Source organism: Streptomyces sp. NBC_00271, assembly GCF_036178845.1.
GTDB lineage: Bacteria > Actinomycetota > Actinomycetes > Streptomycetales > Streptomycetaceae > Streptomyces.
The window spans coordinates 4,482,540-4,508,422 of sequence record NZ_CP108070.1 but is presented as its reverse complement, the minus strand read 5'-3'; the positions used below and the strand labels follow the sequence as shown (position 1 = coordinate 4,508,422).

Sequence of the window (25,883 nt, the reverse complement as noted above, 5' to 3'; positions counted from 1 at the left end):
CGCTTCAGCAGCTGTACGACGGGCCCCCGGGGACTTCTTGTCCCCGGGGGCCCGTCGGCCTTTGGGGGCGCGAGGAACTGCGCGAGCAACCCACGACAAGCCGCACTCGCCGTTGGACCACCCGTGGCAGACGCGACCGCGGCTTTGCGGGGGCGGATCGCACAGTTCCCCGCGCCCCCGACGGGGCGCAGCCCCGCCGAACCCCCCTGTCCGACCCAGCGGAGCGCATGCGCTCACAGCGAACAGTTCCTTCTGCGGGATTCCCCGGAGGGACCCGCGCGTTAGGGTCCATGAATACGAGGGCAGGGGAGTCCCCGAAGCCGCCCCGGGCGGTTGTCGCACCGGGGTCCCACGCCCCCAGCAGAAGACGTGAGACGGCCCGGCGCCGTCGTAAGACGAGCAGGTGGATACGTGACGAATCTGATGCCCACAGCTGCCGGCGAACCCTTCGGTGGTGGCCTCGGCGACCAGGTCTACAACCGACTGCTCGGCGAGCGGATCATCTTCCTCGGCCAGGCGGTCGACGATGACATCGCCAACAAGATCACGGCGCAGCTGCTGCTCCTTGCCGCCGACCCGGACAAGGACATCTACCTCTACATCAACAGCCCCGGCGGATCGATCACGGCCGGCATGGCGATCTACGACACCATGCAGTTCATCAAGAACGACGTGGTGACGATCGCCATGGGCATGGCTGCCTCGATGGGTCAGTTCCTGCTCAGCGCGGGCACCCCCGGCAAGCGCTTCGCCCTGCCGAACGCCGAGATCCTGATCCACCAGCCCTCGGCCGGCCTGGCGGGCTCCGCGTCGGACATCAAGATCCACGCCGAGCGGCTGCTGCACACCAAGAAGCGGATGGCCGAGCTGACCTCCTTCCACACCGGTCAGACGGTCGAGCAGATCACTCGTGACTCGGACCGCGACCGTTGGTTCGACCCGATCGAGGCCAAGGAGTACGGCCTCATCGACGACATCGTGCCCACCGCTGCTGGTATGCCGGGCGGTGGCGGCACCGGGGCGTCGTAAGCCCCTCAGTGCCCCCCAGGGCGGCGCGTGGCCCCTCTGCCGCTCTCCGGGCGCACCCAGTGCCCCGGAGCGGCGCAGACGGCCCTCCAGCGCCCCCAGCCGACCGCCCCAGGCTCTTACAGGCTCTTCAGGAGACACAGTGAACGACTTCCCCGGCAGCGGCATCTACGCCCGCACGCAGGCCGAGTACACCGGTCCTCGTGCGGAGTCCCGCTACGTCATCCCGCGCTTCGTCGAGCGCACCTCGCAGGGCGTGCGTGAGTACGACCCGTACGCGAAGCTGTTCGAGGAGCGCGTGATCTTCCTCGGCGTGCAGATCGACGACGCCTCCGCCAACGACGTCATGGCGCAGCTGCTGTGCCTGGAGTCGATGGACCCCGACCGTGACATCTCGGTCTACATCAACAGCCCCGGTGGCTCGTTTACGGCCCTCACGGCCATCTACGACACGATGCAGTTCGTGAAGCCCGACATCCAGACGGTCTGCATGGGTCAGGCGGCCTCGGCCGCCGCGATCCTGCTGGCCGCCGGCACGCCGGGCAAGCGCATGGCGCTTCCGAACGCCCGCGTGCTGATCCACCAGCCGTACAGCGAGACCGGCCGCGGCCAGGTCTCGGACCTCGAAATCGCGGCGAACGAGATCCTCCGGATGCGCGCGCAGCTGGAAGACATGCTGGCCAAGCACTCGACCACGCCGATCGAGAAGATCCGCGAGGACATCGAGCGCGACAAGATCCTCACCGCTGAGGACGCGCTGGCGTACGGCCTGATCGACCAGATCATCTCCACCCGCAAGATGAACAGTTCCGCGATCGTCTGACGTATCGCTGTATCGTCTGCCGCTCGTCTGTCGCCCGTTGGCGCGGTTCACGACAAAGTGAACCGTGCCAAGGGGGGCCCGAACGGGGGGCTCGGCAAGGTACCGTCGGACATAAGGCAGCACCAGGAGCCGCTGGACCTAGGCGTCTCCCAGGCGAAGGGGAAGCACACCGTGGCACGCATCGGTGACGGCGGCGATCTGCTCAAGTGCTCGTTCTGTGGCAAGAGCCAGAAGCAGGTCAAGAAGCTCATCGCAGGCCCCGGTGTGTACATCTGCGACGAGTGCATCGATCTCTGCAACGAGATCATCGAAGAAGAACTCGCGGAAACGAGCGAGGTCCGCTGGGAGGAGCTCCCGAAGCCCCGCGAGATCTACGAGTTCCTCGAGGGGTACGTGGTCGGCCAGGAGTCGGCCAAGAAAGCCCTCTCGGTCGCGGTGTACAACCACTACAAGCGGGTCCAGGCCGGTGAGAACGGCGGCGGTCAGAGCCGGGACGACGCCATCGAGTTGGCGAAGTCCAACATCCTCCTGCTGGGCCCCACGGGCTCCGGCAAGACTCTGCTCGCCCAGACGCTCGCGCGCATGCTCAACGTCCCGTTCGCCATCGCCGACGCGACGGCGCTGACGGAGGCGGGGTACGTCGGCGAGGACGTCGAGAACATCCTGCTGAAGCTCATCCAGGCGGCCGACTACGACGTCAAGAAGGCCGAGACGGGCATCATCTACATCGACGAGATCGACAAGGTGGCCCGTAAGAGCGAAAACCCGTCGATCACGCGAGACGTGTCCGGCGAGGGCGTCCAGCAGGCGCTGCTCAAGATCCTGGAGGGCACGACGGCCTCCGTTCCGCCCCAGGGCGGACGCAAGCACCCCCACCAGGAGTTCATCCAGATCGACACGACGAACGTCCTGTTCATCGTGGGCGGCGCCTTCGCGGGCCTGGAGAAGCTCATCGAGTCGAGGGCGGGTGCCAAGGGCATCGGCTTCGGTGCGACGATCCGCTCCAAGCGCGAGCTCGAGTCCAAGGACCAGTTCGAGGCGGTCATGCCCGAGGACCTGGTGAAGTTCGGCATGATCCCCGAGTTCATCGGCCGGCTGCCCGTCATCACCTCGGTCCACAACCTCGACCGGCCGGCGCTCCTCCAGATCCTCGTCGAGCCGCGCAACGCGCTCGTGAAGCAGTACCAGCGCCTGTTCGAACTCGACGGCGTGGAGCTGGACTTCGAGCGCGAGGCCCTGGAAGCCATCGCCGACCAGGCGATCCTCCGCCAGACCGGCGCGCGCGGCCTGCGCGCCATCATGGAGGAGGTCCTCCAGGCGGTGATGTACGAGGTTCCCTCGCGCAAGGACGTGGCGAGGGTGGTCATCACGGCGGACGTCGTCCTGTCCAACGTGAACCCGACGCTGATCCCGCGCGACGCCCGCGGGCGCGGCCCGGGCGAGCAGAAGACGGCGTAACCGCCACCGCACGCACGTACGGCGAAGGGGCCCCGGTCAACCGACCGGGGCCCCTTCGCCGTTGCTGTGCTCGCGGTTGACGCGTGCGCTCAGATCTTGACGTTGACGGTCAGATCTTGACGCGGACGTCGTTGCGGAGCTTGGCGGCGAGGGCCGCCGTGTCCTCCATGGTGGCGCTCTTGCCGGTGAGGAAGGCGGCGATGTCGATCGAGGTGACGGAGGCGACCGTGCTGTGGTCGCCCCAGATGCACAGGGGCACCTTCACGGTCTTGGGGGCGCCGGCCGCGGAGGTCGACGAGTCGGTGTTCGTGATCTCGGCCTCTTGGCACTTCAGGATGCCGTTGCTGAAGCCCGAGGGCTTGAACTCCTGCGGGCTGCCGAGCAGCTTGCCCTTGCTGCTGTCCTTGCTCTGGTCCTTCTCGGACTCCGTCTTCACCTTGGCGAACATGGCGTCCACGACGGCCGCCGGGTCGTCGATGGTGCCGTACACCCCGCTGTAGGACAGGTTCTTCGCGGTCATGCCGGTGCCGTTCACGTAGCCCGCGCCGGCGTCCTTGGCGTTCTTGACGCCCCACTTCTCGAAGTCCTTGATGTCGCTGTCGGAGTTCGAGGGGGTGTCGCTGGAGCTGTTGGACTTCTTGTAGGTGCCGTTGACGACCGTCGCGGGCGCCGTCAGCTTGTGCGGGCCGTCGTCCGCGACCGAACCGCTGCTGCTGCTGCCACCGATGACGAGATACGCCCCCACGGCGATCGCGGCGACGACCGCGACCGAGCCGATGACGATCGCCGTCTTCTTCTTGCCACCGCCGGGCGCGGGCGGCTGCGGGGGGCCGTAGGGCTGCTGGCCGTAGGGAGGCTGCTGCCCGTAAGGGGGCTGCTGGCCGTACGCGGGCTGCTGACCGTACGGGGGAGTCTGCGGCGGGACACCCTGGGGAGCCTGCTGGGGGTAGCCGTAGCCGGGCTGCGGAGGAGCCTGCTGCGGGTAGCCGTAACCGGGCTGGGGAGCCTGCGGCGGCTGGCCGTAGGGGCCCTGCTGCCCCGGCTGACCGTACGGTCCGGGCTGCTGGGGCGGCCCGCCGTACGGGCCCGGCTGGTTGTAGCTCATCTCTGGGTTCCCCTCCAGATGCTTATGTGTTCCTGACATCCTGGCGTAACCCCTGGGGTGCCACGGCAGTGGGGGGCGGACCGTTACGAAAGAATCGTGTTTCGGGACAGGGCGGTGACGCCCCTAAACTGACCCCGTGACCGAGAACTCTCAGCAGCCGCAATCAGAGCCCACTCCCGAACTGCCGACCCAGTACGCGCCGGCCGACGTAGAGGGGACGCTGTACGAGCGCTGGGTAGAACGTGGTTACTTCGAGGCGGACGCGAAGAGCGACAAGCCGCCCTACACCGTCGTCATCCCGCCGCCGAACGTCACGGGCAGCCTGCACCTCGGCCACGCCTTCGAGCACACCCTCATCGACGCCCTCACCCGCCGCAAGCGCATGCAGGGCTACGAGACGCTGTGGCAGCCCGGCATGGACCACGCCGGCATCGCCACGCAGAACGTCGTCGAGCGGGAGCTGGGCAAGGAGGGCAAGTCCCGGCACGACCTGGGCCGGGAGGCCTTCGTCGAGCGCGTCTGGCAGTGGAAGGCCGAGTCCGGCGGGCAGATCTCCGGCCAGATGCGCCGCCTCGGTGACGGCGTCGCCTGGTCCCGTGAGCGCTTCACCATGGACGAGGGTCTGTCCCAGGCCGTCCAGACCATCTTCAAGAAGCTCTACGACGACGAGCTGATCTACCGCGCCGAGCGCATCATCAACTGGTGCCCGCGCTGCCTCACGGCCATCTCGGACATCGAGGTCGAGTACCAGGACGACGACGGCGAGCTGGTCTCCATGAAGTACGGGGAGGGGGACGACACGATCGTCGTCGCCACCACCCGTGCCGAGACGATGCTCGGTGACACCGCCGTCGCCGTGCACCCCGACGACGAGCGCTACAAGCACCTCGTCGGCAAGAACATCCGCCTCCCGCTCACCGAGCGTTTCATCCCGGTCGTCGCGGACACCCACGTCGATCCGGAGTTCGGCACGGGCGCGGTCAAGGTCACCCCGGCCCACGACCCGAACGACTTCGAGATCGGCCAGCGCCACAACCTGCCGAACATCGCCGTGATGGACGAGCACGCGGTCATCACGGTCCCGGGTCCGTTCCAGGGCCTGGACCGGCTGGAGGCCCGCTCCGCCATCGTCGCCGCGCTGCGCGCCGACGGCCGGATCGTCGCCGAGAAGCGGCCGTACGTCCACTCGGTCGGCCACTGCTCGCGCTGCAAGACCACCATCGAGCCGCGGCTGTCCATGCAGTGGTGGGTCAAGGTCGGCCCGCTGGCCAAGGCCGCCGGTGACGCGGTCCGCGACGGCCGGGTCAAGATTCACCCGCAGGAGATGGAGAAGCGGTACTTCGACTGGGTCGACAACCTCCACGACTGGTGCATCTCGCGGCAGTTGTGGTGGGGTCACCGCATTCCGGTCTGGTACGGCCCGAACGGCGAGGTCGTCTGTGTCGGCCCCGACGACGAGGCCCCGACCGGCGAGGGCTGGCACCAGGACACCGACGTCCTCGACACCTGGTTCTCCTCCGGCCTCTGGCCCTTCTCGACCCTCGGCTGGCCCGAACAGACCGAGTCGCTCGCGAAGTTCTACCCGAACTCCGTCCTGGTCACCGGCTACGACATCCTCTTCTTCTGGGTCGCCCGGATGATGATGTTCGGCCTCTACGCGATGGACGGCACCCCGCCGTTCCACACCATCGCCTTGCACGGCATGGTCCGCGACCAGTTCGGCAAGAAGATGTCGAAGTCCTTCGGCAACGCGGTCAACCCGCTGGACTGGATGGACAAGTACGGCTCGGACGCGCTCCGGTTCACGCTTGCGCGCGGCGCCAACCCCGGCGTCGACGTCCCGATCGGTGAGGACTGGGTCCAGGGCTCGCGCAACTTCGCCAACAAGATCTGGAACGCCACGCGCTTCGCGCTGATGAACGGCGCGACGGTGGAGGGCCCGCTGCCGGACGCCTCGGAGATGTCGGCGACCGACCGCTGGATCCTCTCCCGTCTCAACGCGACGGTCGCCGAAGTCGACGCGCTCTACGACGACTTCCAGTTCGCCAAGCTCTCGGACGTCCTGTTCCACTTCGCGTGGGACGAGGTCTTCGACTGGTACGTCGAGCTGTCCAAGACGACGTTCATGGCGGGCGGCGAGCCGGCGAAGGTCTCCGGGCGTGTCCTGGGCGAGGTCCTCGACGTCACCCTGCGCCTCCTCCACCCGATCGTCCCCTTCGTCACCGAGACGCTGTGGACGACGCTGACCGGCGGCGAGTCGGTCGTCATCGCCGAGTGGCCGACCGACTCCGGCTTCCGTGACGCGGGCGCCGAGCGTGAGATCGGGACGCTTCAGCAGGTCATCACGGAGGTCCGCCGCTTCCGTGCCGACCAGGGTCTCCAGCCCGGCCAGCGTGTTCCGGCCCGCCTCACGCTGGACGGCACCGCCCTCGCCCCGCACGAGGCGGCCATCCGTCAGCTGCTGCGGCTGCAGCCGGAGGGCGAGGCCTTCGCGGCGACGGCGACGCTTCCCGTCGCCGGGGCCACGGTGGCGCTCGACCTCTCCGGCACGATCGATGTCGCGGCCGAGCGCAAGCGGCTCGCCAAGGACCTCGCCGCCGCCGAGAAGGAGAAGGCCCAGGCGAACGCCAAGCTCGGCAACGAGGCGTTCCTCGCCAAGGCGCCGGACCAGGTCGTGGACAAGATCCGTACGCGGCTCGCCAAGGCGGACGAGGACATCGCCCGCATCCAGGCCCAACTGGAGCGCCTCCCGGAGGCGTAACGGCTCTGTCGTAGGGGAACGAAGGCCCCCGGGACCATGTGGTCCCGGGGGCCTTCGACGTCTGTGGTCTGCGGGTGGGTGGGGGCCGGCCGCGCAGTTCCCCGCGCCCCTGAGGCGGGCTTCGCCCCGCATCCCCCGCCCACCCGGATTTGTTCGACTGCGGGCCGGTGGGGGCTTGGCGCGCAGTTCCCCGCGCCCCTGGGGCACGGGGCTGCGCCCCAGTGCCCCAGCTTTTAGGGGCGCGGGGAACTGCGCGACCGGCCCCCACCGGCCCGCAGCCGAAGAACTCACCCGGGGGCTGGGGGCGGAGCCCCGGGGATGGGACGGGTAGGGGCGGCGGGGGCGAGAGACCCGGGGCGGGCTCGGCTCCGTAGACTGGCAGCGTGAGTGAGCTCCCCCCGCACGACAGCAGCGAGCCGGACGAGCCGGACCCCAGCGACCCGCACGGTCTCTTCGACGAGATCATCGCGGCCGAGACCGACCGCGACCCCGACCTCGCGGTGATCGAGGCCGGCAGCCGCACCCTGCGCACCCAGGGCGCCGACGCGGGCCGCCAGGCCGACGTACCCGCGCGCCCGGCCGACCCCGAGGTTGACAAGGCGCTGCGCGAGGTGGAGGCCGAGCTCGCCAGCCGCTGGGGCGAGACCAAGCTGGAGCCCTCCGTCAGCCGGATCGCCGCGCTGATGGACGTCCTGGGCGAGCCCCAGCGCGCGTACCCCTCGATCCACATCACGGGCACGAACGGCAAGACCTCCACCGCCCGCATGATCGAGTCCCTCCTCGGCGCCTTCGACCTGCGCACCGGCCGGTACACCAGCCCCCACGTCCAGTCGATCACCGAGCGGATCAGCCTCGACGGCGCCCCGATCTCCGCCGAGCGGTTCATCGAGACGTACAACGACATCAAGCCGTACATCGAGATGGTCGACGGCCAGCAGGAGTACCGGCTGTCGTTCTTCGAGGTGCTCACCGGCATGGCGTACGCCGCCTTCGCGGACAGCCCCGTCGACGTCGCCGTCGTCGAGGTCGGCATGGGCGGCAGCTGGGACGCCACCAACGTGATCGACGGGGACGTCGCCGTCGTCACCCCCATCGACCTCGACCACACCGACCGGCTCGGCGAGACGCCCGGCGAGATCGCCACCGAGAAGGCCGGCATCATCAAGCAGGACGCGACGGTGATCCTGGCGCAGCAGCCGGTGGACGCCGCTCAGGTGCTGCTGAAGAAGGCCGTGGACGTCGACGCGACCGTGGCCCGGGAGGGCCTGGAGTTCGGGGTCGTCGCCCGGCAGGTGGCCGTCGGCGGGCAGCTCGTCACACTGCGCGGGCTCGGCGGGGAGTACGAGGAGATCTTCCTGCCGCTGCACGGCCCCTACCAGGCGCACAACGCCGCCGTGGCGCTCGCCGCGGTCGAGGCGTTCTTCGGCGTCGGCGCGACGCACGCCCAGCGGCTCGACATCGACACCGTGCGGAAGGCCTTCGCCTCCGTCACCTCGCCGGGCCGCCTCGAGGTCGTACGGCGCTCGCCGACCGTCGTCCTGGACGCCGCGCACAACCCGGCGGGCGCCCGTGCCACCGCCGAGGCCGTGGGCGAGGCCTTCGACTTCAGCCGGCTGATCGGGGTCGTCGGTGCGAGCGGCGACAAGAACGTACAGGGGCTGCTCGAGGCCTTCGAGCCGATCTTCGCCGAGGTCGTGATCACCCAGAACTCCAGCCATCGCGCGATGGACGCCGACGAGCTCGCCGGGATCGCCGTCGAGATCTTCGGCGACGAGCGGGTGCAGGTGGAGCCGCGGCTCGACGACGCGATCGAGGCGGCGATCACGCTGGCCGAGGAGGAGGGCGAGTACGCGGGCGGCGGCGTTCTCGTGACCGGCTCCGTCATCACCGTCGGCGAGGCCCGACTGCTCCTGAGGAGGGGCTGACCGCTGTGCGTACGCTCTGTGCTTCCACCCTGATCGGCGAGTTCTTCGTCATCGGCTTCGCCGGGCTCGTCGCCATGAAGGATCCCGATCTGTCCATGGCCACGGTGTGGACGGTCAGCGGGATCTTCATGGCGGTGAGTGTGCTGCTCTGCGGGATGATCACCCGGCCCGGAGGTGTCCAGCTCGGCTGGGCCCTGCAGATCGCGCTGATCGCCAGCGGGTTCGTCGTGGGGTCGATGTTCTTCCTGGGGGCGATCTTCGCCGCGCTGTGGTGGGCCTCGGTGCACTACGGGCGGAAGATCGACGAGGCCAAGGCGAGGTTCGCTGCGCAGGCGGAGACGGGCGGGAACCCGGCGTAGGGTTTTTCGCCCCCGCAGCCCCTACCCGTCCCGTCCCAGGGGCTGCGCCCCCGGTTTTCAGGGGCGCGAGGAACTGCGCGAGCAACCCCCACCGGGCCCGCAGCCGAGTGATCCGGGGCGTAGCCCCGGTCTTGGGGGCGCGGGGAACTGCGCGGTCAGCCCCCGCTCGCCCGCAGTCGAAGAACCCCGGACGCCCCCGTCCACCTGACTCTGCGTAACACCCACCCAGACACGCCCTGTAGCCTCGGTCACCCGCACACTTGTGACCCGAAGGAGCCACCACCGTGAGCCAGCGCACCCTCGTCCTCCTCAAGCCCGACGCCGTCCGTCGCGGCCTGACCGGCGAGATCATCAGCCGTATCGAGCGCAAGGCCGGCTGGCAGATCACCGCGCTGGAGCTGCGCACACTGGACCAGGACACGCTGGAACAGCACTACGGCGAGCACAAGGGCAAGCCGTTCTACGAGCCGCTGGTGGAGTTCATGGCGTCCGGCCCCGTCGTGGCGCTGGTCGTCGAGGGCGAGCGGGTCATCGAGGGCGTGCGCGCGCTCGCCGGCCCCACCGACCCCATCGCCGCCGCCCCCGGTTCCATCCGCGGCGACTACGGTGTGATCGTCCGCGAGAACCTGATCCACGCCTCCGACTCCGAGGAGTCCGCCGAGCGCGAGTTGAAGATCTTCTTCCCCGGCCGCGTCTGACCCCTCCTCGTAGTCGCGTCCGAGCTGCGCCCAAGTCGCCGCCGAGCCGCCTCCAAGTCGCCTCCGAGTCAGGTCCCAGTCAGTTGCACGTCAGGTCCAAGTCGCGTCCAGGTCGCGGCAGACCCGCACAGACATCACGATTCCAAGATGTTCTGATAACGGCTTGCAAAGGCTTGTAAAGGACTTGCGTCCCCAGCCTGATGTCCGACCAGGGACGGCCGTGGAAATTCCGGCCGTCCCGCGGCATATGCGTGCCGATCGGGGGAACGCGTGCCCCCGTTGGGTCGTCTCCACAAGCGGGGCGACGCCACGCATGCTGACAATGGCGAAGACCCTCGCGCAGTGTTCGTGCAGGCGCGTCTACGATGGAGACCTTCACGTCACTGCACCCACCTCGCCGTTCCTAAAAAGCCGTCAAAGCTCCACTTGGGAAGGCCAGACGAATCCTGATGGGGAACTCAATGTCGTTCATCGGCCGTGACATGGCTGTCGACCTCGGGACCGCCAACACGCTGGTGTACGTCAGGGGTCGCGGGATCGTACTCAACGAGCCGTCCGTCGTCGCGATCAACACCAACACCGGTGGCATCCTCGCGGTCGGCGCGGAGGCGAAGAAGATGATCGGGCGGACCCCCGGCAACATCGTTGCCGTGCGCCCGCTGAAGGACGGTGTCATCGCCGACTTCGAGATCACCGAGCGCATGCTCCGCTACTTCATCCTGAAGATCCACAAGCGGCGTTATCTCGCCCGTCCCCGTGTCGTCGTCTGCGTGCCCTCGGGCATCACGGGTGTCGAGCGCCGTGCCGTCATCGAGGCGTCGTCCCAGGCCGGCGCCCGCCAGGTGCACATCATCGAGGAGCCCATGGCCGCGGCCATCGGCTCCGGCCTGCCGGTCCACGAGGCCACGGGCAACATGGTGGTGGACATCGGCGGCGGCACCACGGAGGTCGCGGTCATCTCGCTCGGCGGCATCGTCACCGCCCAGTCCATCCGCGTCGCGGGCGACGAGTTGGACAACGCGATCATCCAACACATCAAGAAGGAGTACAGCCTCCTCCTCGGTGAGCGCACCGCCGAACAGATCAAGATCACGATCGGTTCGGCGTACGACCTGGACAACGACGAGCACACCGAAATCCGGGGCCGGGACCTCGTTTCCGGGCTGCCCAAGACCGTTGTCATCTCCGCGGCCGAGGTCCGCAAGGCGATCGAGGAACCGGTCAACGCGATCGTCGACGCCGTGAAGACGACGCTCGACAAGTGCCCGCCGGAGCTGTCGGGTGACGTGATGGACCGCGGAATCGTTCTGACGGGCGGCGGGGCGCTGCTGCGCGGGCTCGACGAACGCCTGCGTCGCGAGACCGGTATGCCGATCCACATCGCCGAGGATCCGCTGGACAGCGTGGCGCTCGGATCCGGCAAGTGCGTCGAGGAATTCGAGGCGCTCCAGCAGGTTCTTGACGCCCAGCCGCGCAGATGAGGCAACTCTTCGATTCCGCCGTACGGGATGATCGCCTCTCGTACGGCGGATCGTTGATATCGAGGCATAAGCTCCCCCATAACACCCTTGGGCGTCAGCACTCGCTCGGGGTGCGTTCCTGTTGACACCGACGAGGAAGGCACGGCCGCCGCACGTGAGGGACACACGAGAGAGCCGGCTGCTCCTGGTGCTGCTGATCGCCATCGCGTTCGCTTTGATCACGGTGGACATCCGTGGTGGACAGGACTCACCGGTCCAGGGTGCCCGCCAAGCCGCCGCGACGGTCTTCGGCCCGATCGAGAACGGGGTGTCCTCCGCGGTCGACCCCGTCGGCAACGCGATCGCCGCGGTCCGCGACTCGGACAGCCGACACGATCGCATCGCCCAACTCGAGCACGACAACACGGCGCTGAAGGCCAAGCTCGGCAGTGACGACCGCAATCGCAGCCGTCTGAACCAGCTCGACAAGATGCTGAAGACGGCCGGCGCCGGGCAGTACGGCATCAAGGGCGCCGAGGTCATCGCCATAGGAGCCGCCCAGGGCTTCTCCTGGACCGTGACCATCGACGTCGGCAGCAACGACGGCATCCAGCGCGACATGACGGTCCTGAACGGCGACGGACTCGTCGGCCGCGTGACCACCGTCGGTCCGGACACCGCCACCGTGCTGCTCGCCAACGACCCCGATTTCACCGTCGGTACGCGGATGGAGTCCAGCGACGAGCTCGGCTTCGCCTCCGGTCAGGGCGACCGCCCGCTGCGGGTGGAGATGCTCAACGGCAAGGCGAAGATCAAGAAGGGGGACCGGCTGGTCACCTTCGGCTCGCAGGCCGACAAGCCCTTCGTGCCCGGCGTCCCGGTCGGCGTGGTCTCCCGTGTCGACCCGTCGGGCGGCGACCTGACCCGCACGATCTACGTCACGCCGTACGTCGCGTTCTCGAAGCTCGACATCGTCGGCGTCGTCGTAGAGGCCCCCCGCAAGGACCCTCGCGACACGGTGCTGCCGGCCAAGCCCAAACCGACGCCCACGCCGACCGTGACCGTGACGGTCACCCCCTCGGCGTCCGAGCCCGTCACCGGCCAGACGCCGTAGGAGCTGAATCCCCATGCGTTTCAATCGGATGCTGATCTCCGCCACCCTGGTGGTGGTGGCCCTGGTGATCCAGGTGAGTGTCCTCGCCCGTCTTCATCTCCCGGGTGCCGTCCCGGACCTCGTCCTGCTCACCGTGCTGGCCCTCGCCATGGTCTACGGCCATGTCGGCGGCGCCCTCATCGGCTTCGCCGCCGGCCTGCTCGCCGACCTCGCCCCGCCCGCCGACCACGCCGCCGGGCGCTACGCCCTCGTGCTGTGCGTCATCGGCTATCTCGCGGGGCTGGCGAAGCCGGAGAACGGCCAGCTCAAGTCGGCGACCGGGCCGATGGCCGTGGTCGTCGCCGCCGCGGTCGGCTCCACCCTGCTGTACGCCGGTGTCGGCGCCCTCGTCGGTGACACCGCCGCCCGCCATGTGGGCCTGGGCAGCCTGCTGTTCACGGCCGCCCTGTACGACCTGCTGCTCGCGCCGTTCGTGGTCCCGGGACTGATGGCCCTGGCCCGGCGCTCCGAGGGCAATCCGCTCGGCGATTCCAACAGCCCCAAGGCCGCCAACGTCTCCTCGGGCTGGCTGGCCTCCGGCACCGGCCTGCGCATCGGCAGCCAGCGCGGCCACCGGGTCAAGGCCGCCCGGGCGCGCGTCGCCCGCGCGGGGCGCATCAAGGGGGTCAAGCGTCTGTGAGCACACGCCAGTTGCCCGACCCCGGGGTCAAGGCCCCCAGGTTCGCCGTGTACTCGTATGACTCGTATGACTCGCACGCATGTGGCGCCCCGTACGCACACGGCTCGCGCGCCCGTGTCCCGTACCCACTCTGAGAGGGGGAGGCAGCACCAGTGACCAACATTCCCGAGACCGGCAGGACCCCACGGGTACAGATCCGACTCGTCGTCATCCAGATCCTCGTCCTCTCCCTCCTCGGCACCCTCGGCGGCCGCCTCTGGTACCTCCAGATCCGCAACGGCCAGGAGTACGCCAAGGAAGCCTCCGGCAACCACGTCCAGCAGGTCGTCCAGCCCGCCGTACGCGGCTCGATCCTCGACGCGCGTGGGGTGCCGATCGCCGACAACGAGACCCGGCTCGTGGTCTCCGCCTCGCGCACCGACCTGATGAAGATGAAGGACGACGGCAAGGCGGTTCTGACGAAGCTGGCCGGCGTGCTGGACATGAAGCCCGAGGACGTCATCCAGAAGGTCCGGCTGTGTGACGCGAAGACGCCGCAGCCCTGCTGGAACGGCTCCCCGTACCAGCCCATCCCCATCACCGACGAGGCCACCGCCAAGCAGGCCCTGCAGATCCGTGAGCGCTCCGAGGACTTTCCCGGCATCAGCGCCGAGCCCGAGGCCGTACGCCGCTACGCCGCCCCCGGCAAGGCCAACACCGCTCAGGTCCTCGGCTATCTCTCGCCCGTCACGGACGCCGAGATCACCCAGGCCAAGGACAGCAGCTCGCCCTACCTCCGTTCCGACCAGGTCGGCCGCTCCGGCCTAGAGCGCCAGTACGACAAGGAGTTGCGCGGCAAGGCCGGCGTCACCCGTTACGAGGTCGACAACCTCGGCCGCGTGATCGGCAAGGCCAAGAGCGACGCGGCCCAGTCCGGCTCCAACCTCGTCACCAGCATCGACTCCCGCGTCCAGCGGGTCGCCGAGTACGAGCTGGACACGGCGATGAAGACCGCCCGCCAGCAGTTCGACAAGATCACCGGCGAGAACTACAAGGCCGACTCGGGCGCCGTCGTGGTGATGGAGGCCAAGACCGGCCGGATCGTCTCCATGGCGTCCGCCCCGACATACGACCCGAACGCCTGGGTCGGCGGCATCTCCGCCAAGGACTACAAGGCCCTCACCGGAAAGAACTCCGACTACCCGCTGCTCAACAGGGCCATACAGGGTCAGTCCGCGCCCGGTTCGACCTTCAAGGTGGTCTCCACGGCCGCCGCGGTCGAGGCCGGCTACGAGTGGGACGGCGGCTACCCCTGCACCAGTTCGTATTCGGTGGGCGGCCAGGTCTTCAAGAACTTCGAGGGCGAGAACTTCGGCCCCATCTCGCTCGGCCGGGCCCTGGAGGTCTCCTGCGACACCGTCTTCTACGGCCTCGCGGACAACGAGTGGAAGAAGGACGGCGGCATCAACCCCAAGAAGGGGGAGCCGAAGGACTACTTCTTCAAGGCCGCCCACCAGTTCGGCCTCGGCAAGGAGACCGGCGTCGACCTGCCCAACGAGGTCACCGGCCGCGTCCCGGACCGCCAGTGGAAGCAGAGCTACTGGAAGGCCAACAAGGACGTCTGGTGCAAGACCGGTAAGAAGGACGGCGACTACGTCCAGAAGATCGCGTACGAGAACTGCCTCGAGGGCAACAAGATGCGCGAGGGTGACGAGATCAACTACTCCATCGGTCAGGGCGACACCCTCGTCACCCCGATCCAGGAGGCCATGATCTACGGGGCGCTCGCCAACGGCGGCACCATCCACACGCCGACCATCGGCAAGGCGATCGTCAGCGCCGACGGCAAGACCGTCCAGGAGATCAAGCCCAAGGTCAAGGGCAAGCTGCCGATCAGCAAGGCCACGCTCAAGGGCATGGACTCGGCCCTCGAAGGCGTCGTCACCCGTGGTACCGCCGCCTGGAAGTTCGGCGGCTGGCCGCAGGACAAGATCGCGCTGCACGCCAAGACCGGTACCGCCGAGGTCTACGGCAAGCAGACCACGTCCTGGTTCGCCACGTACACCAAGGACTACACGGTCGTCATGACCATCGCCCAGGCCGGTACGGGTTCCGGCGCCTCCGGTGAGGCCGTGCGCAACATCTACAACGCGCTGTACGGCGTCCAGGCCGACGGTTCCATCGACAAGTCGAAGGCGCTCCTCCCCACCCCCCAGAAGGGTCTTCCGAAGATCCAGACGGACGGTTCGATCGACACCCCGGAGATCTCCAAGGACCCGGTCAAGGACCTCCAGGCCAGCGAGTCGCCCTCGCCCGGGGCCACCGACCAGCAGCTGCCCGCGGGCACCACGCCGTCCCCGACGGCCAGTAACCGCAACACCCGAAGGCGTACGGACCGTCCGAAGAAGCGGCGGGGGACGAGGATCCTGACATGACCGGAGCGAACAACTTCTCCGTCTCCGGCTACGGCCCCGCCCGCGGCGGGCTGTCACGGCTGCTCGCCCGTGACTCCCTGGCCCGCCGCCTCGACTGGCCGATACTGCTCTCGGCCCTCGCGCTGTCCCTGATCGGCTCGGCCCTCGTCTACTCGGCGACCCGCAACCGCACCGAGATCAACCAGGGCGACCCCTACTACTTCCTCATCCGCCACCTCATGAACACCGGCATCGGGTTCGGCCTGATGGTCGGCACGATCTGGCTGGGTCACCGCACCCTGCGCACGGCGGTCCCGATCCTGTACGGCCTCTCGGTCTTCATGATCCTGCTGGTGCTGACCCCGCTCGGCGCGACGATCAACGGCCAGCGCAACTGGCTCGTCGCGGGCGGTCTGTCGCTCCAGCCCGCCGAGTTCACCAAGATCACGATCATTCTGGGCATGGCGATGCTGCTGGCCACCCGGGTGGACGCGGGCGACAAGCAGTACCCCGACCACCGCACGGTGCTGCAGGCGTTGGGCCTCGCGGCCGTCCCGATGATGATCGTGCTGCTCATGCCCGACCTGGGCACGATCATGGTCGCGGTCATCATCGTGCTCGGCGTGCTGCTCGCCTCCGGCGCCTCCAACCGCTGGGTGTTCGGTCTGCTCGGTGCCGGTGCGCTGGGCGCGGTGGCGATCTGGCAGCTCAAGATCCTCGACGAGTACCAGATCAACCGCTTCGCCGCCTTCGCCAACCCCGACCTCGACCCGGCGGGCGTCGGCTACAACACCAACCAGGCCCGTATCGCCATCGGCTCCGGCGGCCTCTTCGGCACGGGCCTGGGCCACGGCTCCCAGACCACGGGCCAGTTCGTCCCGGAACAACAGACAGACTTCGTCTTCACGGTCGCGGGCGAGGAACTGGGCTTCGTGGGCGCGGGCCTGATCCTGCTCCTGCTGGGCGTCGTGCTGTGGCGGGCCTGCCGCATCGCCCGCGAGACCACCGAGCTGTACGGCACGATCGTCGCCGCCGGCATCATCGCCTGGTTCGCCTTCCAGGCCTTCGAGAACATCGGCATGACCCTGGGCATCATGCCGGTCGCGGGCCTCCCCCTGCCCTTCGTCTCCTACGGTGGCTCGTCGATGTTCGCGGTGTGGGTGGCGGTGGGGTTGTTGCAGTCGATCAGAGTCCAACGCCCCATGTCGGCGTAGGCCTCCGGCGGTTGGGCGGGAGGGGGTGCGTCTTCGGGTGCGGTCTGGTGGGGGCTGGTCGCGCAGTTCCTCGCGCCCCTGAGCCGGGGCTTCGCCCCTGGCCCCGGTTGGTTTTTCGGGTGCGGTCCGGTGGGGGCTGGTCGCGCAGTTCCTCGCGCCCCTAAAAGCCTTGGGCGTCCGGTGTTCGGAAGGGCGTGCCCGATTCAGTCCCGCCCTCAGCTCACCTCGCGCGTCCGGCGTTTGAGGACGAGGCGGCCGTCTCTCCACCCACAAGGCCGTGCCCCCCACGTCCTACCCACTCACCCCGGCGCGCATCTTTCAGCCCGTTCGGCGTTTGAGGACGAGGCCGTTCAGGCCGTGCCCTACTTACCCCGCCCCGCCCCGTCCCGCCCATCCCACCCGCCCGGGCAGGGGTCTGGGGCGCAGCCCCGGCGGGGGTCGGGGCCGCAGGCCCGTCGGGGTCCAACGGCGGAGCCCTGCGGGGGTGTAGGGGGCGGCAGCCCCCAGTGGGGCGCTAGGGCAGAGCCCTGCGGGATCTCAGGGGGGCAGCAGCCCCCGATGAGGCGCGGGGCAGAGCCCTGTCGGGGGGAGGTAGGGGGCAGCGGCCCCCGGTGGGGTGCAGGGGCGGAGGCCTGCGGGGTCCAAGGGGTGCAGCCCATGGCGGGGTGCAGGGGCGGCAGCCCCGTGGGGGTTCAGGGGGCGTAGCCCCCGGTGGGGTTGAAGGGGCGGAGCCCCTGGGGATGGGACGGGTAGGGGCGGCGGGGGCGAGATCCGGTCGTTCCCGGAGGTCCTGGATGGGGCTGGTACTGCCATCCCGGCTCGACAGCCACTAGATTCAGTTCATGGCGGACACCAAGCGCGAAATCGAGCGAAAGTACGAGGGTCCCCCGGCCGGCAGCGACGCGCCACTCCCGGACCTGACCGACGTCCCGGGAGTCTCGGGCGTCATCGACAAGGGCGTGGCCGAACTGGACGCCACCTACTACGACACGGCCGACCAGCGGCTCGCCACCGCCTCCCTCACCCTCCGCCGCCGCACCGGCGGCGACGACGCGGGCTGGCACCTCAAACTCCCCGTCTCCGAGGGCGTCCGCGACGAAATCCGCGCCCCGCTCTCCGACACCGTCCCCGAAGACCTGACCGCCCTCGTCCGCTCCCGCATCCGCGACGCCGAACTGGTCCCCGTCGTACGTCTCCTGTCGGCCCGCGACATCCGCCACCTCGTCGACGCCTCCGGCACCCTCCTCGCCGAGGTCAGCGTCGACCGCGTCCGCGCGGAGCGCCTCAGCGGCGGCGCGGGCAGCGCGGAATGGACCGAGATCGAGGTCGAACTCGCCGACGACGGCGATCCGGCCTTCCTCGACAAGGTCGAGAAGAAGCTCCGCAAGGCGGGCATCAAACGCTCCGCCTCCGCGTCCAAACTGGCCAAGGCACTCGACGACACGGCCCCCCGCAAGCCGGCGAAGGCAGGCAAGTCGGAGAAGGCAGGCAAGGAGGGGAAGGCAGACAAGGTCGCTGACGTGTCGAAGACGACGACGACGGCCGCGAAGCCCGAACCCCCCGATTCGCCCCCGCACACCGCCGGCGACCACATCCTCACCTACGTCCGCGAGCAGCGCGACGCGATCGTCGAGCTGGACCCCGCCGTCCGCCGCGACGTGCCCGACTCCGTGCACCGTATGCGCGTCGCCACCCGCCGCCTCCGCAGCACCTTCCGCTCGTACGGCAAGATCCTCGACCGCACCGTCACCGACCCGATCGGCATCGAGCTGAAGTGGCTCGCCGCCGAGCTGGGTGTCGACCGCGACCAGGAGGTCCTCACCGAGCACCTGACGGCGGCGCTCGACGACCTCCCGTCCGACCTGGTCACGGGCCCCGTCCAGGCCCGCCTGGACACCTGGTCGGGAGCCCGCCGCTCCGGCTCCCGGCAGCACCTGATCGCCGTACTGGACGGCAAGCGCTACCTGGACCTGCTGACGACGCTGGACACCCTGGTGGCCAGGCCGCCCCTGCAGGAGGCGGCCTCGAAGAAGCCCGAGAAGGTGATCGCCAAGGCCGTACGGAAGGACTTCAAGAAGGTCGCCGACCTGGTCGGCGAGGCCCTGGAACTGCCGCCCGGCTCCGAGCGCGACCTCGCGATGCACGACGCCCGCAAGAAGGCCAAGCGCACGCGCTACGCGGCCGAGGCGGCCACCCCCGCCCTCGGTGAACCCGCCGCCGACCTGGTCAAGTCGATGAAGTCCCTGCAGACGCTGCTGGGCGACCACCAGGACAGCGTGATGGTCCGCGAGGCCCTGCGGGAGCTGGCGACCGAGGCGCACGAGGCGGGCGAGAACGCGTTCACGTACGGGGTGCTGTACGGCCGCGCGGAGCAGCGCGCGGCGGCGGTGGAGGCGACGCTGCCGGGGGAGTGGGAGGCGATCGAGGGCCAGGGTGCCGTCTGAGGCGTACGGGGGCCGGCTCCGGCCGCGTTACGCTGGATGGTCAACCCTGTCAGTACCTCCCAGCTCACGAAGGTTCGCGAGATGCCTGCCGAAGCCGCTGTATCGGTGTTTTCACAGCTCGAAGCTCTGCTCCCGCATGTGCAGAAGCCGATCCAGTACGTCGGCGGAGAGCTCAACTCCACGGTCAAGCCCTGGGACGCCTGTGACGTCCGCTGGGCGCTGATGTACCCGGACGCGTACGAGGTCGGGCTGCCCAACCAGGGCGTCATGATCCTTTACGAGGTACTGAACGAGCGTGAGGGCGTCCTCGCCGAGCGCACGTACAGCGTCTGGCCGGACCTGGAGGAGCTGATGCGCGAGCACCGGGTCCCCCAGTTCACGGTGGACAGTCACCGCCCGGTGAAGGCCTTCGACGTCTTCGGTCTGTCCTTCTCCACGGAGCTGGGCTACACGAACATGCTGACGGCCCTGGACCTGGCCGGGATCCCGCTGGAGTCCAAGGACCGTACGCTCGACGACCCGATCGTCCTGGCCGGCGGCCACGCGGCCTTCAACCCCGAGCCGATCGCCGACTTCATCGACGCGGCGATCATCGGCGACGGCGAGCAGGCCGTGCTGGACATGACCGACATCATCCGGGCCTGGAAGGCGGAGGGCCGGCCGGGCGGCCGCGAGGAGGTCCTCTTCCGCCTCGCGAAGACGGGCAACGTCTACATCCCGGCCTTCTACGACGTCGAGTACCTCCCCGACGGCCGTATCGCCCGAGTCGTCCCGAACAAGTCGGGCGTCCCGTGGCGGGTCAGCAAGCACACGGTCATGGACCTCGACGAGTGGCCGTACCCCAAGCAGCCGCTGGTGCCGCTGGCGGAGACGGTCCACGAGCGCATGTCGGTCGAGATCTTCCGCGGCTGCACGCGCGGCTGCCGCTTCTGCCAGGCGGGCATGATCACCCGCCCGGTGCGCGAGCGCTCGATCACGGGCATCGGCGAGATGGTGGAGAAGGGCCTGAAGGCGACGGGCTTCGAGGAGGTCGGCCTGCTGTCCCTCTCCTCCGCCGACCACTCCGAGATCGGCGACATCGCCAAGGGCCTGGCGGACCGCTACGAGGAGGACAAGATCGGTCTGTCCCTCCCCTCGACCCGTGTGGACGCCTTCAACGTCGACCTGGCGAACGAGCTGACGAGGAACGGCCGGCGCTCCGGTCTGACCTTCGCGCCGGAGGGCGGCTCCGAGCGCATGCGCAAGGTCATCAACAAGATGGTCTCGGAGGAGGACCTCATCCGGACCGTCTCCACGGCGTACGGCAACGGCTGGCGCCAGGTGAAGCTGTACTTCATGTGCGGCCTGCCGACGGAGACGGACGAGGACGTCCTGCAGATCGCCGACATGGCGATGAACGTGATCGCCGAGGGCCGCAAGGTCTCCGGCCAGAACGACATCCGCTGCACGGTGTCGATCGGCGGCTTCGTCCCCAAGCCGCACACCCCCTTCCAGTGGGCGCCCCAGCTCTCCGCCGAGGAGACGGACGCCCGCCTGGAGAAGCTCCGCGACAAGATCCGCGGCGACAAGAAGTACGGCCGCTCCATCGGCTTCCGCTACCACGACGGCAAGCCCGGCATCGTCGAGGGCCTGCTCTCCCGCGGTGACCGCCGCATCGGCGCCGTCATCCGCGCGGTTTACGAGGACGGTGGCCGCTTCGACGGCTGGCGCGAGCACTTCTCGTACGACCGCTGGATGGCCTGCGCCGAGAAGACCCTCCCCGCCTTCGGTGTGGACGTCGACTGGTACACGACCCGTGAGAAGACCTACGAGGAGGTCCTTCCCTGGGACCACCTCGACTCCGGCCTCGACAAGGACTGGCTCTGGGAGGACTGGCAGGACGCCCTCGACGAGACGGAGGTCGAGGACTGCCGCTGGACCCCGTGCTTCGATTGCGGCGTCTGCCCGCAGATGGATACGAGTATCCAGATCGGCCCGACGGGCAAGAAGCTGCTGCCGCTGACGGTCAAGAACGCCGCCCCGGCCCCCGCAGAGACCGGTCACGCGCACTGAGGTGAGCGAGGCTCTCGATCGGGTGATTGAGGCCCTGGTGGGAGTGGGTCTGAGGCCAGGTCCACGCTTCGATGTGACTGAGTGACCAGTTGGGCCCCCTTCCATGAACGGGAGGGGGCTACGGATCAGAATGTTGCAGGTTCGAATCCTGCCGAGTGCGCAGCACGTCAGAGGCCCTGTGGATCACTCCACAGGGCCTCTGGCATTTGCGTTGACGACAGGGTTTGACGGCAATCGTCCACGAGCTCGGGGAGCGTGCGGCCGTAGCCCGCACGGCGGCTGCCTTGACCAGTCAAAGGTGGTGCAGCGTCTCGATGATCTTGGCGGTGACTGCCTTGGTGGAGTAGGGGTTCTGTCCCGTCACGAGCCTGCCGTCAGCGGTGGCGTAGGGGGTCATGGGGATGGTGTTCCTGACATAGTGCGCGCCTCTCCTGTGTGCTGCGGAGTTGGCCACGGGCTTGGTGTTCAGGCCTGCTCGGTGGGGCGTACGAGCAGCTCGGCGACGGCCACGTGCCGGGGGCGGGTGACGATGTAGCCGACGGTGTCGGCGATGTCCTGGCTCTGTAGCCGCTCGATGTCGCCCAGGGCGGCGACGATGTGCTGCTGGATGACGTCGGGGTTGTGCGTACGCAGTTCGGTGTCGACGCTTCCCGGCTCGATGACGGACACGCGGACGTGCTGGCGTGCCAGTTCCTGACGCAGTGCCTCGCTGAAGGCACCGACGCCGAACTTGGTGGCGCTGTACACGGCGGACATGGCGTAGGCGTTGCGGCCGGCGAGCGAGCCGATGTTGACGATGTCGGCGACCTGACGCGGCTCCTCGGCGGCGGCCTTGACCAGGTGGGGGACGGCTGCGTGGGCGGTGTACATCAGGCCCATGAGGTTGATGTCGATCATGCGCCGCCAGTCGTTCAGGTCTGCGCTGGGGGCGGGTCCGAGCAGCATGAGGCCGGCGTTGTTGACGAGCGTGTCCAGACGGCCCAGGCCCTCGACGGTCCGCTCGACCGCTTCCGCGGCGGCCTGGGCGGTGGCGATGTCGGCGGGCACGACCAGGGCCTTTCCACCCGCGCCGGTGATTTCCGCGGCGAGGTCGGTGAGCCGGTCTTCGCGTCGACCGACCAGGGCCACGGAGGCGCCCTCGCGGGCAAGCTCCAACGCGGTGGCATGGCCGATACCGCTGGATGCTCCGGTGACCAGGGCGACGGTTCCTTCAAGACGACGATTCATGGGTTCAAGCCTTTCGATGAACGGCCACGCTGCTGCGGGCCGTACGGGATAGGGGGAGGACGGCCCCATGGGTGGGGGCCGTTCGGGGGTAGAGGCCGCTCGAGGCAGGGCCGAGGGCACAATGGGGCAGTGAGCAGCACTGGGCAGAAGAGCACCGACAGCACGCGCCGCGAGACCAAGACCGAGGGAGAACTACCGCCTCGCGAACGCCTGGTCCGGGCCGCGTCGCGGCTGTTCTACTACGAGGGCGTCCGCGCGATCGGCGTGGAGCGGCTGATCGCCGAGGCCGGGGTGACGAAGGCGACCTTCTACCGGCACTTCGCCTCTAAGGACGACCTGGTCGTGGCCTACCTGCTGACCAAGGACGCCTACTACCGTGAGGTGGCCGAACCACTGGCCGCCGGGCACCCGCCCGCCGAGGCGATCGACCTGATCTTCGAGGCCATCGCCGAGCACGCCCGCGAGCGCGACTTTCGCGGATCGCCGTTCATGAACGCGGCCGCCGAGTACCCGGACGCCGACCATCCTGTCCGTGGCTTGGTGACGTCCCACCGGAACTGGATCCGCACCCTCTTCCAGGACCTGCTCACGCGGCTCGGCCACGCCGACGCGGAGTCGGCCGCCGGTGCGCTGCTGATGCTGTACGACGGCGCGATGGCCGCCGGCTACCTGGACGACTCGACGGCCGCCCACAAGACCCTGCTGAACGCGGTCCGGCTCATCCGATCGGACGGCTGATCCCAGTGGGGCCGCGCGAAGCGGTGGCCCTCTGCGGGGCCCCAGGCAGGCCGGGGCACGGGTTGCTTTCATGGAACTCTTTGATCTCTCTTCGACGTGCACCAGGGCCCACCAGCAGTTCTCTGCATGAAGGCAGCCCCGCCCGGAAGGCCGAGGGGCCATCCCCTCAGAGGTAGGAAGACCGGTCGTTCTCCCTGTCGACGTTAGCCCCCTCGACGCTCGCGCGCCACTGGCCGACCTCATTTGTGGCATCCCTCACCGGTCCGCAGCCGGCTCACGCTGCGGGCTCAGGGGGCCATCCATGACGCACAGGTCACGGGCGCGCCACGGCGGTCGCCGTACAGCAGCGGAGTACAGCAGTGGTGGTGCGCGGGCCAACGTTGGCTGGAGGTGGCTTCGAGGACACGAACCTTAGTGCTGTGACTGCATAGGTTCGCTGAGTTGATGGTTGGGGCACCGAGTGACGAGTTTCGCGGCTGAGGGCTGTGGCAGGATGCCGCGATGATCTCCGGCTCAGGCATACCAGCAGTCGTTCCGGCGGGGCAGATGGCCCAGATGGACCAGCCGGTGCTCGGCCTTCCATGCGGCCTGGAGCTGCGACCCTGGCGTCTCTCCGACGCCGACGTCTTGGTGGCCGCCAGTCAGGATCCCGGGGTTTGCCAGTGGAATCGCCTGCTGGTGGAGACGTCAGAAGACGCGCGCCGCAGGATTGAACGCATGCACGAGCGGTGGCGGGCTGAGCTGAGTGCGATCTGGGCCATCGCGCGACCGGATGGCGAGGCCGTGGGACTGATCGGGTGGGGCGACATCGACCTCCGCGCCGGCAGCGCCGAGATCCTCTACTGGATCCTCCCCGCGGCGCGTGGGGGCGGTGTGGTGGTCGAGGCCACGAAGCGCGTCAGCGAGTGGGCTCTGCACGACCTTGGCCTGCATCGTCTGCGGCTGTGTCACTCGGTGGCCAACCCGGCATCCTGCCGTGTTGCGGACAAGGCCGGATACTCCCTCGAAGGCACCATGCGCAGTGCGCTGCTGCACGCGGACGGATGGCATGACGAGCATCTGCATGCCCTCGTCCAGGGCGATATCTGATCGTTCGGCAGGTCAGGTCGCGGCGGTGAGTGGGCGTCCGCCCGCAGATGGATACGAGTATCCAGATCGGCCCGACGGGCAAGAAGCTGCTGCCGCTGACGGTCAAGAACGCCGCACCGGCCCCCGCAGGGACCGGTCACGCGCACTGAGGTGAGCGAGGTACTCGAAATCACGGCCGCCACCTCGTCCTCACTCGGCCGCGGTGGGCGCTTCGCCCCCTCGCCCGTCGGCGCCGTCGGTGTCCTCTCGGACGCCCCTGCCGGGTCCTGGGAGTGCCTTGCACATCGTCTCCGAGGTGGAGTGGATCTGAGGGCCCGTTCCAGGCTTGTGCGAGGCTGTGTGGCCTTTGAGCCCCTCCCCGTCCGGGAGGGGCTCTCGGCGTGGCGGTCGGCCGCACGACGACGGCGCAGGTGCGGAACGCGGTGGGTCAGGCCGGGGTGACGGCGTCCTGCGTGGAGGCCGCGAACGCCTCGGGGCCCTGCTCCGCCGCCGCCGGGTCCATCCACATGACCTGCCAGCCGTGGCCGTCGAGGTCGAAGAAGCTGCGTGAGTACATGAAACCGTAGTCCTCGGCGCCATCCGCCTCGGAGCCGCCCGCCGCGAGCGCGGTGGCGCTGACCGTGTCGACCTCATCGCGGGACGACACGCTGAAGCAGTACAACGCCAGCGTGTGCGTGGTGGGATCGGCCATCGGCAGTTTCGCGAACTCCGCGAACTTCTCGCGGCTGAGCAGCATGACGAAGGCGTGCTCGCCGACCAGCATGCAGGCGGCGGTCTCGTCGGTGAACTTCGGATTGAAGCTGAACCCGAGCTTGGCGAAGAACTCCTTGCTGCGATCGAGGTCGGCTACGGGGATGTTCACGAACAGCATGCGGCCGGGGTGTGCGGGATTGGTCATGGTGGGTCTCCAGTCGGTGGCTCGATGGCGTACGTCCCGGTAGACCGGCGCAGCAGGCGGAACTCATCGGTGGATCGCGGCAAGGTCGCAGTCGCAGCGTTGATCAAGTCCACAGCCGCAGCTCAGAAGCTTCTGCCACTGACGGTCGAGAACGCCGCACCGGCCCCCGCAGGGAGCGGTCACGCGCACTGAGGTGGGCGCGGGACTCGATCGGGTGATCGAGGCCTTGGCGGTGTTCAGACGTGCCCCGGACATCCGCCCGGAGGTGCCTCGGACATCCGCCCGGAGGTGCCTCGGACATCCGCTCAGTGGTGGACTTCCACTCACTGGTGGAGTGGGTCCGAGTCCGATTCGGGCCTTTCTGCTGCCCCTGCGCTGTTGCGGAGGGGAGTGGCCCGGCGTTGGAATCAAGTGTGAGGC

The 25,883-nt window shown here is 68.8% G+C and carries 19 protein-coding genes; 16 read left to right on the top strand and 3 right to left on the bottom strand.

All coding sequences use genetic code 11. The features are described from left to right. Nucleotides 1–423 precede the first annotated feature (423 nt). The 3 genes from OG798_RS20895 to clpX all read left to right on the top strand — a co-directional run bounded on the left by OG798_RS20895 (nt 424) and on the right by clpX (nt 3,307). Complete coding sequence (locus OG798_RS20895; RefSeq protein WP_054231895.1) at nt 424–1,029, top strand: ATP-dependent Clp protease proteolytic subunit; 606 nt, start codon at nt 424–426, stop codon at nt 1,027–1,029. Nucleotides 1,030–1,168: 139 nt separating this feature from the next. After that, nucleotides 1,169–1,849 (top strand): ATP-dependent Clp protease proteolytic subunit, encoded by a 681-nt coding sequence (locus OG798_RS20890; protein WP_060897739.1) that lies wholly within the window; start codon nt 1,169–1,171, stop codon nt 1,847–1,849. Between the two features lie 171 nt (nt 1,850–2,020). Continuing rightward, nucleotides 2,021–3,307, top strand: coding sequence for an ATP-dependent Clp protease ATP-binding subunit ClpX (gene clpX, locus OG798_RS20885; protein ID WP_067370615.1), 1,287 nt, complete (start codon nt 2,021–2,023; stop codon nt 3,305–3,307). A 109-nt stretch (nt 3,308–3,416) separates the two neighbouring features. Here the strand turns inward: clpX and OG798_RS20880 are convergent, their stop codons facing one another. Further along, a complete protein-coding gene (locus OG798_RS20880; RefSeq protein WP_095854687.1) occupies nt 3,417–4,412 on the bottom strand; it encodes a hypothetical protein in 996 nt (331 codons plus the stop codon). Nucleotides 4,413–4,548: 136 nt separating this feature from the next. Here OG798_RS20880 and OG798_RS20875 point away from each other — a divergent pair, with 136 nt between their 5' ends. The 11 genes from OG798_RS20875 to OG798_RS20825 all read left to right on the top strand — a co-directional run bounded on the left by OG798_RS20875 (nt 4,549) and on the right by OG798_RS20825 (nt 21,511). After that, nucleotides 4,549–7,173 (top strand): valine--tRNA ligase, encoded by a 2,625-nt coding sequence (locus OG798_RS20875; protein ID WP_095854688.1) that lies wholly within the window; start codon nt 4,549–4,551, stop codon nt 7,171–7,173. A 383-nt stretch (nt 7,174–7,556) separates the two neighbouring features. Then, the gene (gene folC, locus OG798_RS20870; RefSeq protein ID WP_097225952.1) at nt 7,557–9,098 is read left to right on the top strand and encodes a bifunctional tetrahydrofolate synthase/dihydrofolate synthase; all 1,542 of its coding nucleotides are present in this window, start codon (nt 7,557–7,559) and stop codon (nt 9,096–9,098) included. Nucleotides 9,099–9,103: 5 nt separating this feature from the next. Beyond that, nucleotides 9,104–9,457 carry a DUF4233 domain-containing protein gene (locus OG798_RS20865; protein ID WP_095854690.1) on the top strand — a complete coding sequence of 118 codons (354 nt, stop codon included), beginning with the start codon at nt 9,104–9,106 and terminating at the stop codon, nt 9,455–9,457. Between the two features lie 284 nt (nt 9,458–9,741). Beyond that, a complete protein-coding gene (gene ndk, locus OG798_RS20860) occupies nt 9,742–10,155 on the top strand; it encodes a nucleoside-diphosphate kinase (protein ID WP_054231901.1) in 414 nt (137 codons plus the stop codon). 461 nt (nt 10,156–10,616) lie between these two features. After that, nucleotides 10,617–11,636: a rod shape-determining protein gene (locus OG798_RS20855; RefSeq protein WP_037747701.1), complete on the top strand. Its 1,020-nt coding sequence runs from the start codon at nt 10,617–10,619 to the stop codon at nt 11,634–11,636. 154 nt (nt 11,637–11,790) lie between these two features. Beyond that, complete coding sequence (gene mreC / locus OG798_RS20850; RefSeq protein WP_095854691.1) at nt 11,791–12,729, top strand: rod shape-determining protein MreC; 939 nt, start codon at nt 11,791–11,793, stop codon at nt 12,727–12,729. Nucleotides 12,730–12,742: 13 nt separating this feature from the next. Then, a complete protein-coding gene (gene mreD, locus OG798_RS20845) occupies nt 12,743–13,408 on the top strand; it encodes a rod shape-determining protein MreD (protein WP_095854692.1) in 666 nt (221 codons plus the stop codon). 152 nt (nt 13,409–13,560) lie between these two features. Continuing rightward, a complete protein-coding gene (gene mrdA / locus OG798_RS20840) occupies nt 13,561–15,822 on the top strand; it encodes a penicillin-binding protein 2 (protein ID WP_097225953.1) in 2,262 nt (753 codons plus the stop codon). After that, nucleotides 15,819–17,015, top strand: coding sequence for a rod shape-determining protein RodA (rodA, locus tag OG798_RS20835; RefSeq protein ID WP_095854694.1), 1,197 nt, complete (start codon nt 15,819–15,821; stop codon nt 17,013–17,015). The genes mrdA and rodA overlap by 4 nt, the downstream gene beginning before the upstream one ends. An 842-nt stretch (nt 17,016–17,857) precedes the next feature. Next, nucleotides 17,858–19,459, top strand: a complete 1,602-nt coding sequence (locus OG798_RS20830; protein ID WP_328757504.1) for a CYTH and CHAD domain-containing protein — start codon at nt 17,858–17,860, stop codon at nt 19,457–19,459. Nucleotides 19,460–19,540: 81 nt separating this feature from the next. Then, nucleotides 19,541–21,511 carry a TIGR03960 family B12-binding radical SAM protein gene (locus OG798_RS20825; RefSeq protein WP_328757503.1) on the top strand — a complete coding sequence of 657 codons (1,971 nt, stop codon included), beginning with the start codon at nt 19,541–19,543 and terminating at the stop codon, nt 21,509–21,511. Nucleotides 21,512–21,976: 465 nt separating this feature from the next. On the opposite strand, the gene OG798_RS20820 is transcribed toward OG798_RS20825, so the two are convergent. Next, entirely contained in the window at nt 21,977–22,738 is a 762-nt protein-coding gene (locus tag OG798_RS20820) for an SDR family NAD(P)-dependent oxidoreductase (protein ID WP_097225955.1), read from the bottom strand. Between the two features lie 129 nt (nt 22,739–22,867). On the opposite strand from OG798_RS20820, the gene OG798_RS20815 reads away from it, so the two are divergent. Both OG798_RS20815 and OG798_RS20810 read left to right on the top strand, forming a co-directional pair. Then, entirely contained in the window at nt 22,868–23,476 is a 609-nt protein-coding gene (locus tag OG798_RS20815) for a TetR/AcrR family transcriptional regulator (RefSeq protein ID WP_257016813.1), read from the top strand. Between the two features lie 501 nt (nt 23,477–23,977). Next, on the top strand, nt 23,978–24,565 hold the full coding sequence (locus tag OG798_RS20810; protein ID WP_267061766.1) for a GNAT family N-acetyltransferase: 588 nt from the start codon (nt 23,978–23,980) through the stop codon (nt 24,563–24,565). Nucleotides 24,566–24,992: 427 nt separating this feature from the next. Here the strand turns inward: OG798_RS20810 and OG798_RS20805 are convergent, their stop codons facing one another. Then, a complete protein-coding gene (locus OG798_RS20805) occupies nt 24,993–25,463 on the bottom strand; it encodes a VOC family protein (RefSeq protein ID WP_267061765.1) in 471 nt (156 codons plus the stop codon). Nucleotides 25,464–25,883 lie beyond the last annotated feature (420 nt).